Source organism: Parvibaculum sp. (genome assembly GCF_049672805.1).
Taxonomy (GTDB): Bacteria; Pseudomonadota; Alphaproteobacteria; order Parvibaculales; family Parvibaculaceae; genus Parvibaculum.
In genome coordinates, this window is the sequence record NZ_JBATWS010000218.1 from 1 (window position 1) to 6,501 (window position 6,501).

The following is a 6,501-nucleotide window of genomic DNA, read 5'->3' on the forward strand; positions in this document are numbered from 1 at the left end:
TGCCGGGAGGCATTCTCGCGATCCATGATGTTTTCCCGGACCCGAAAGATGGCGGTCGCCCGCCTTACGAGATATACAAACTGGCGCTGGCGTCCGGGCTTTTCGCAGAAGAGCGTGTGGTGAAGAGCCTGCGGCTACTCCGCCGCCTCGGCTAGCGTTCGTTCCGCAAAGAGGCGGGCGGCAGGGGTGAGGCCCGCCACGGCATCGGTTGCGAGGATCACGGCAGCGGCTGTCCAGGCAGGCTTTTCAGCGGGCCAGGCGACTTCATCCACGAATTGATAGCCCATCCAATAGGCACCGCAATCGGCGCGCCACTGGTGCTGCCATGAAAGCATGGCTTCCGCCTCGCGCCGCTGGCCTGCGACGAGAAGGGCCATGGTCAGTTCCGCGCTTTCGGCGACCGTCACCCAGGGCTGGTCGAGCACGCAGCGGCAGCCCTTACCCTCCGCAACGAAAATATCCCATTTGGTGGCAAGGCGCTTTCGGGCGGCCTCGCCTGTGACGACGCCTGCGAGGACCGGATAGTACCAGTCCATCGAGTAGCGATCCTTCGGCTCCCATGTGCGGTCGAAGCGGTGCGGCATGTCGCGCAGCGCCTTGCCGAGCCGCGCACGGGCTTCCATGAAGGCACGCGAGGGCTGGCCCAGTTCGCGCGCAATCTGCGCCGCACATTCAAGACTTTTGTAAATGGAGGAGCAGCCCGTTACGAGCGCGTCATCTTCCGGCGTATGCGGATCATTCGCCGCCCAGCGAATATCGCCATGCTCGCTCTGATGGGCGAGGACAAAGCCCATCGCTGCTTCCACATGCGGCCAGATGTCCGAAAGCCATTTGCGGTCGCGCGTGATGAGAAAATGGTGCCAGGCACCTGTCGCGATGTAGGCCGCGAAATTCGTGTCGCGGATCGGGTGGCCTGCATCTTCTTCCTCGCCGGTGAAACGCTGCTCTTCTTCGTCGAAGGGAACGGCGCTGCCAAGCTGGCCCCACCATGAGCCATCCTTGAGCTGCGTTTCTGCAAGATAGCGGAAGGCGCGGCGCGCATGGTCGATTTCGCCCAGCACGGTCAGGCCCATTGCTGCTTCCGTGTGGTTCCACGGGTCCACCACACCGCCATCATACCAGGGGATCGCGCCATTATCGCGCTGCAGCTCAAGAATGCGCGCGCGCGAACCGTCAAAGAAGTTTTCCGGCGGGCGGTCGCCCCATGTCAGATATGTCATGCCGCTCCCTTCTGGAAATAGAGAACGACGCTCTTGCCCATCAGCGGCCCGGCAATCTTTTCGAGCGTGCGTGTGAGCCACGGTGCCTGAAGAATGTCCCACTCAAGGAAGCGTTTGTAGAGATTGACGATCTTCACATCCTCGCGTTTCACGCCCACCGCGCATTTCAGCCACCAGTATGGCGAATGAAGCCCGTGTGCGAAATGGCGATGAAAGAAGGAGAGGCCACGGCTTTCGACAGCGCCCTTGAGTTCGCCTTCGCGGAAGATGCGCACATGGCCGCCCGGCTCGTTGTGATAGTCGTCCGAAAGCAACCAGCAGACCCATTCGGGCCAGAAGCGCGGTACGCTGACGGCGAGTGTGCCGCCCGGCTTCAGGATGCGATGGATCTCGTTCAGCGCCTGCCCGTAGTCGGGAATATGCTCCAGCACTTCCGAGCAGATGATCTTGTCGAAGCTCGCATCCGGGAAGGGGAGCGATAGCGCATTGCCGACCGAGAGCGAGAAGGCGCGCTTCGTCTCCGGGTCCATATCCGGGCAGGTGCCGAAGCCTTCGCGCGTGCGGCGCACGTCCTCGAAGCCGAGGTCGATGCCGACCACATGACATTCGGCATGGTAATACATGGCGTGAACATGCCGTCCCGCGCCGCAACCAAGGTCGAGCGCGCGTTGGCCGTCTTTAAGCCCGAGCACGTTCAGATCGATTGTCTGCATTTTCTATGGTCTGCCTGTAGATTTCCACGCATTCGCGGGCGGCGCGTTCCCATTTGAAGCGGGCGAGAATGCGTTCACGACCCGCGCGGCCATAGGCCTCGCGCATTTCGGGGTTGTCGAGCATGGTGGCGATGGCGGCGGCAAGGGCAGGCGGATTGGAATGCTGCACCACGATGCCAGCATCGCCCACGACTTCCGGCAGAGAGCCGCCATTCGTCGCGATGACAGGTGTGCCGCAGGACATGGCCTCGCCGCAGGGAAAGCCGAAACCTTCATAGACGGAAGGCGAAACGGCGATCGTCGCTTCATTGTAGATCGTGGTGATGTCTTCATCGGTGACACCGCTCACGAATTCCACCTTGTCCATGATGCCGAGTGCGCGCAGTTCGTCCGATGTGTTGCCTTCGCGCAGGCGGCCGATCACTTTCAGCTTGAGATTGGGTCGCGTCTTGAGCAGTTCCGCATAGGCGCGGATGAGATAGATCAGCCCCTTCAGAGGCACATCGGCGCTGGCGCAGGCGACGATGAGATCGTCGCGCCGCTTTACTTCCGGCATGGGGCGGAACTGCAGATGGTCGATGCCATGCAGCACGAGACGGGTCTTAGACACGTCAACGCCGAATTCGCGCACCACATCGCGGCGGGTGCTTTCCGAGACAACGATCAGGGGATCAAGCTGGCGCGCCACCTTGATCTGCATGTTGAGGAAGGAATACCAGCGCCTTTTCAGCAGCTTCAGCTTCAGCGTCTTTGCATGTTCGATATCGATGCGACGATCCATCGTGATCGGGTGATGGATCGTGCCGACCACGGGCAGCCCCATGTCGCGCATCTTGAGCAGGCCCCAGCACAGCGTCTGGTTGTCATGGCACACGTCATAATCATTCAGCGTACCGCGCACATAACGTGCCATGCGTTCGCCGAATGTATAAGGCTCGGAGAAGCCGCCCGTTGCGTGGCTCCACCATTCGAAAAGGTCGATGGGGGAGGCGAACATCCAGGGACGGATCGAGCGGATCGGGTGCGGGTTCGCATAGAGATCAAGCGAGGGAAGCTTGATGAGATGCACGCGCGGATCAAGCTCGGGGTAGGGCGGGCCGGAAATCACATCGACCTTGTGGCCAAGCTCGACAAGAGCCTTGGCGATGTGGCGCATATAAACACCCTGACCGCCAGTTGTCGGATTGGAGCGATAGCTCGGCAGGAGAATACGCAGCGGGCGGTCGCCCTTGATCGCGGCGATGCGCGGACCATCCGGCTCGCCCGGCCTTGCGGACATTTCCGATTTTTCTTCCGCAACCGAACTGCGCTCCAGCACTTGCGACATGCTTCGTCCTCTATCAGCCTCGTTCATCCGCATGGCGCCCGCCACAAAGGGGGATCGTCCGGGCTCCCACTCATTGCGGGTGGGCGCGACCCCGGACCGTTACATTCCGTCCCCGAAGGGGATGGTTGATCGGTGGGCCAGACGGTGGAGGCCCGTGCGCTGCGGAGCGCGCTCGGGCGCGCGGATCATATAGTTTTCGCTGCTGCGCAACAACCCGCTAACAAGAATGTCAACAGTGGGGTTGCGTCAGTTAATGCTTCGCTTCGGAGGCGGCAGGTTTTCCGCCGGTTCGGGGGCGGGGCCGGACTGGTGATGGATCATCAGCCAGCCATCGCCGCTGCGAATGAAGATGTTCGTGGCGAGCAGATATTCCTGCCCGATGCGCTCATAGCAGATCACGACGCCGGTGTCCCCATGGATACCGGCTCTTGCATGAAGACATTCGATTTCGGGACTGGCAGGGCCGGTAAGGATAGCGTGCCAGCTTTGCAGCACATTTTCGCGGCCCTCGATCGGCGGCCAGCCTGGGTGAAGGCAGGTTACCGGCTCACGCTCCGCCCATAATGTGCCCATGAGTACGGGGTCACGCTCCGCAAACGCCTGATAGAATGTCTGATTGGCGAAAAGGAGTGCCGCCTGGTCGCGTGTAGGGGAAGAGGGCATGGGGCTTGCCGGACGAAGCTGCATCTGGATGCGCAGTCTAGCAGCGGGAAGCCGGCTTTGCCTATGGTCAAGCCGGGCAAAGCCAGCCGGACTCTCGTGAAAGGGTCCGGCATTGTCGTTATCAGCCGAAGCGGCGCTTCAGCCAGTCCACCATCAGAGAGTTCAGCTCTTCCGGCTTTTCGGACTGTGTCCAGTGGCCGCAATCCTCGATGATGTGTTTTTCGAGGTCCGGCACATATTGCTCCATGCCGATGGTGAGTTCCGGACGGAGCACGATGTCGTCGGCAGCCGAGATCATCAGCGAAGGCGCATTGACCTTCTCGGTTTGGCCCTCGGTGATCTCCCAGTTCCGCGTGAAGTTGCGATACCAGTTGATGCCGCCTTCAAAGCCCGACTTTTCAAACATGCGTGTGTAGTAGGCGTGTTCTTCATCCGTCAGCAGGCGCTTGCCAGGCCATGTGCTTTCATCGGCGGCAAAAGCCTTGAGGAAGGAGAGGTTCTTCTCGCTCGCGGGCAGCTTGTCGTAATCGGCAAGTTTCGTTCCGGTCTTGCGATACCAGAAGCGCATCGAGCGGCCGACATCCTTTTCGAACATGGCTTCTGCCACGCCGAACTTCTGGAAGAAGACGATGTACATGTCCTCGCCAAAGGCCATGCGCATCGCGGCGATGGGATCAATGGGGCCGCGCGGCATGAAAGGCGTGTTGACGCCGATGACTCCCGCAACGCGGTCCGGGTGGCGCAGAGCCATCTGCCAGACCACCACGCCGCCCCAGTCGTGACCGGCGAAGACGGCTTTGTCGAGGCCCAGCGCGTCGAGCATGCCGGCAAGGTCGTCCGTCAGATGGGCGATGTCGTAAAGCGGAACTGCCTCCTCGCCCTTCGGGCCGCCCGTATTGCCGTAGCCGCGCATATCCGGCGCGATGGCTCGGAAACCGGCGTCCGCAAGGGCGGGGAACTGGTGACGCCATGAATAGGCGATTTCCGGGAAGCCATGGCACATGACCACGGGCACGCCATTTTTCGGACCCTGTTCGTAAACGGCCATCTTGATGCCGTTCGTGTCAACGTAATGCGGCTCAGGAAATGTCATGGCCGTTCCTCCCTCCGGTTTCATTTTTCTCTTTATATGTCAGGCAGATTTCAGGCGCTGCCGGTCTGAGTCGGCGGGAATGCCAAGGGTGGCATACATTTCTTCGCGCTTCGGCCCGAGCTTGGGCGGATAGAGGTCTGCCTTCTTCTTGCGACCGCGCGCCCAGATGCGCAGCACCTTGGTGATGTTGCGAGGATCGCGCATCCAGGCATTTGGCGCATCAACCATGTGGAAGGCGCGCATGAAGGCCCGCATCAGGTCCACATCGCTGCGCAGCGCAGGCATGATTGCGTCTTCCGCAAAGCTCTTTACGAGACGTGCCTTGAGGCCCGGCTGATAATCCGGGTCCAGAGCATTGGTGGCGCGGCGAATGGCGGCCAGATCCTGCTTCACCATGTCGTCGTAATACTGACGAAGCTCTTTGGCGAGGCGCGAGTGATAATGCCGCGCGCGCTCGCGCGGATCATTGGTCTTGCCGAGCGTTTCGCACAGGACTTCCGATGCAACAGCGGCAAAGGAGCAGCCACGACCGTAAAGCGGATTGGTGCGGATCAGGCTGTCACCGATGGGCAGGAAGTTGAGAACGCGCGGTTCGCCATCCTTTACCATGTGACGCCAACGGCTGATGAGTTCGCCCATGCCGAAAACACGGCTGACGGCGCGCGATGTTTCCGGCGCTGTCCAGCTTGCGATGCCGGGTAGCAATGCGCAGATCCCGTCAAAGACTTCCGGACGAACAATTGCGCGGCGCATTTCCATCTCGATTTCTGGCACGGCAAGCGTGATCGAGAAGCAGCCATTATCGGCGGGGAAGAGGCCATATTTGATAAAGCCGAGATCGCCCGCGCCGGGGATTTTCGTGCGGGAGGGTTCGGACACGCCCTCATGCAGGCGGTAGTGGCGCGTGAAGTAGAGAATACCTGCGCGTTCCGTCTCTGCCGTGATGCCAGCGCCGCGATCATTCAGCCAGTCAATCATCTGGCTGTTCTTGCCTGCTGCGTCGATGACGAGATCGGCCAGCCAGTCTTTCGTTTCGCCTTCATGCTCGACGCGCACGCCGGTCACGCGCAGGGTGCCGCTCGGGTCCTTGTCGGTGAGCACATCGCGCACCAGCGCGCCGGTGACGAAGCGCACGCCGGGCTGGCGCGCAGCATAGCGGCGCATGATGAATTCCAGCGTGGTGCGGCGGCTGGTGAGGATCGTCATGTCCTTGTCGCTGGGCAGGGGCGTGTAGTTCGCTTTCAGCGTCGGGGGGAGATTGTCCTCGAAGAGGATTTCGCGGCAGCCCGATGCGAGCAGCTCATTCATAAGATCCGGGTAGTTGTCCCGGATGAGGATATGGATGCGGGCGAGGAAGGCATGGCTGTGGCGGAGATGGCCCACGCCCTTGCGTTCCCATTTGTCGAAGGCCTCGTCGGGGGAGCTTTCGGGGGGCGGTGCATCACGCTCCAGAACGGTGACTTCCCGGCCTGTCCGGGAGAGCGC

6 protein-coding genes are annotated in these 6,501 nt (G+C 61.2%); all 6 read right to left on the reverse strand.

Annotated elements, in window-relative coordinates; genetic code table 11:
• Positions 1-134: 134 nt before the first annotated feature.
• Positions 135-1,220 carry a prenyltransferase gene (locus WBF74_RS06945; RefSeq protein WP_424437223.1) on the reverse strand — a complete coding sequence of 362 codons (1,086 nt, stop codon included), beginning with the start codon at positions 1,218-1,220 and terminating at the stop codon, positions 135-137.
• Entirely contained in the window at positions 1,217-1,933 is a 717-nt protein-coding gene (locus WBF74_RS06950; protein ID WP_424437226.1) for a methyltransferase domain-containing protein, read from the reverse strand. Before WBF74_RS06950 ends, WBF74_RS06945 begins: the two co-directional genes overlap by 4 nt.
• The gene (locus tag WBF74_RS06955) at positions 1,899-3,260 is read right to left on the reverse strand and encodes a glycosyltransferase family 4 protein (protein ID WP_424437229.1); all 1,362 of its coding nucleotides are present in this window, start codon (positions 3,258-3,260) and stop codon (positions 1,899-1,901) included. The genes WBF74_RS06950 and WBF74_RS06955 overlap by 35 nt, the downstream gene beginning before the upstream one ends.
• Positions 3,261-3,506: 246 nt before the next feature.
• Complete coding sequence (locus tag WBF74_RS06960) at positions 3,507-3,923, reverse strand: nuclear transport factor 2 family protein (protein ID WP_424437232.1); 417 nt, start codon at positions 3,921-3,923, stop codon at positions 3,507-3,509.
• Positions 3,924-4,044: 121 nt separating this feature from the next.
• Positions 4,045-5,016 carry an alpha/beta fold hydrolase gene (locus tag WBF74_RS06965; protein ID WP_424437235.1) on the reverse strand — a complete coding sequence of 324 codons (972 nt, stop codon included), beginning with the start codon at positions 5,014-5,016 and terminating at the stop codon, positions 4,045-4,047.
• A gap of 39 nt (positions 5,017-5,055) precedes the next feature.
• On the reverse strand, positions 5,056-6,501 hold a 1,446-nt coding region (locus WBF74_RS06970; protein WP_424437238.1), incomplete at its 5' end, for an NAD(P)/FAD-dependent oxidoreductase.

Excerpts from the sequence above, each read along its gene's own strand:
- WBF74_RS06945 (WP_424437223.1), bottom strand. The coding sequence starts at position 1,220 with ATGACATATCTGACATGGGGCGACCGCCCGCCGGAAAACTTCTTTGAC.
- WBF74_RS06950 (WP_424437226.1), bottom strand. The coding sequence starts at position 1,933 with ATGCAGACAATCGATCTGAACGTGCTCGGGCTTAAAGACGGCCAACGC.
- WBF74_RS06955 (WP_424437229.1), bottom strand. The coding sequence starts at position 3,260 with ATGTCGCAAGTGCTGGAGCGCAGTTCGGTTGCGGAAGAAAAATCGGAA.
- WBF74_RS06960 (WP_424437232.1), bottom strand. The coding sequence starts at position 3,923 with ATGCCCTCTTCCCCTACACGCGACCAGGCGGCACTCCTTTTCGCCAAT.
- WBF74_RS06965 (WP_424437235.1), bottom strand. The coding sequence starts at position 5,016 with ATGACATTTCCTGAGCCGCATTACGTTGACACGAACGGCATCAAGATG.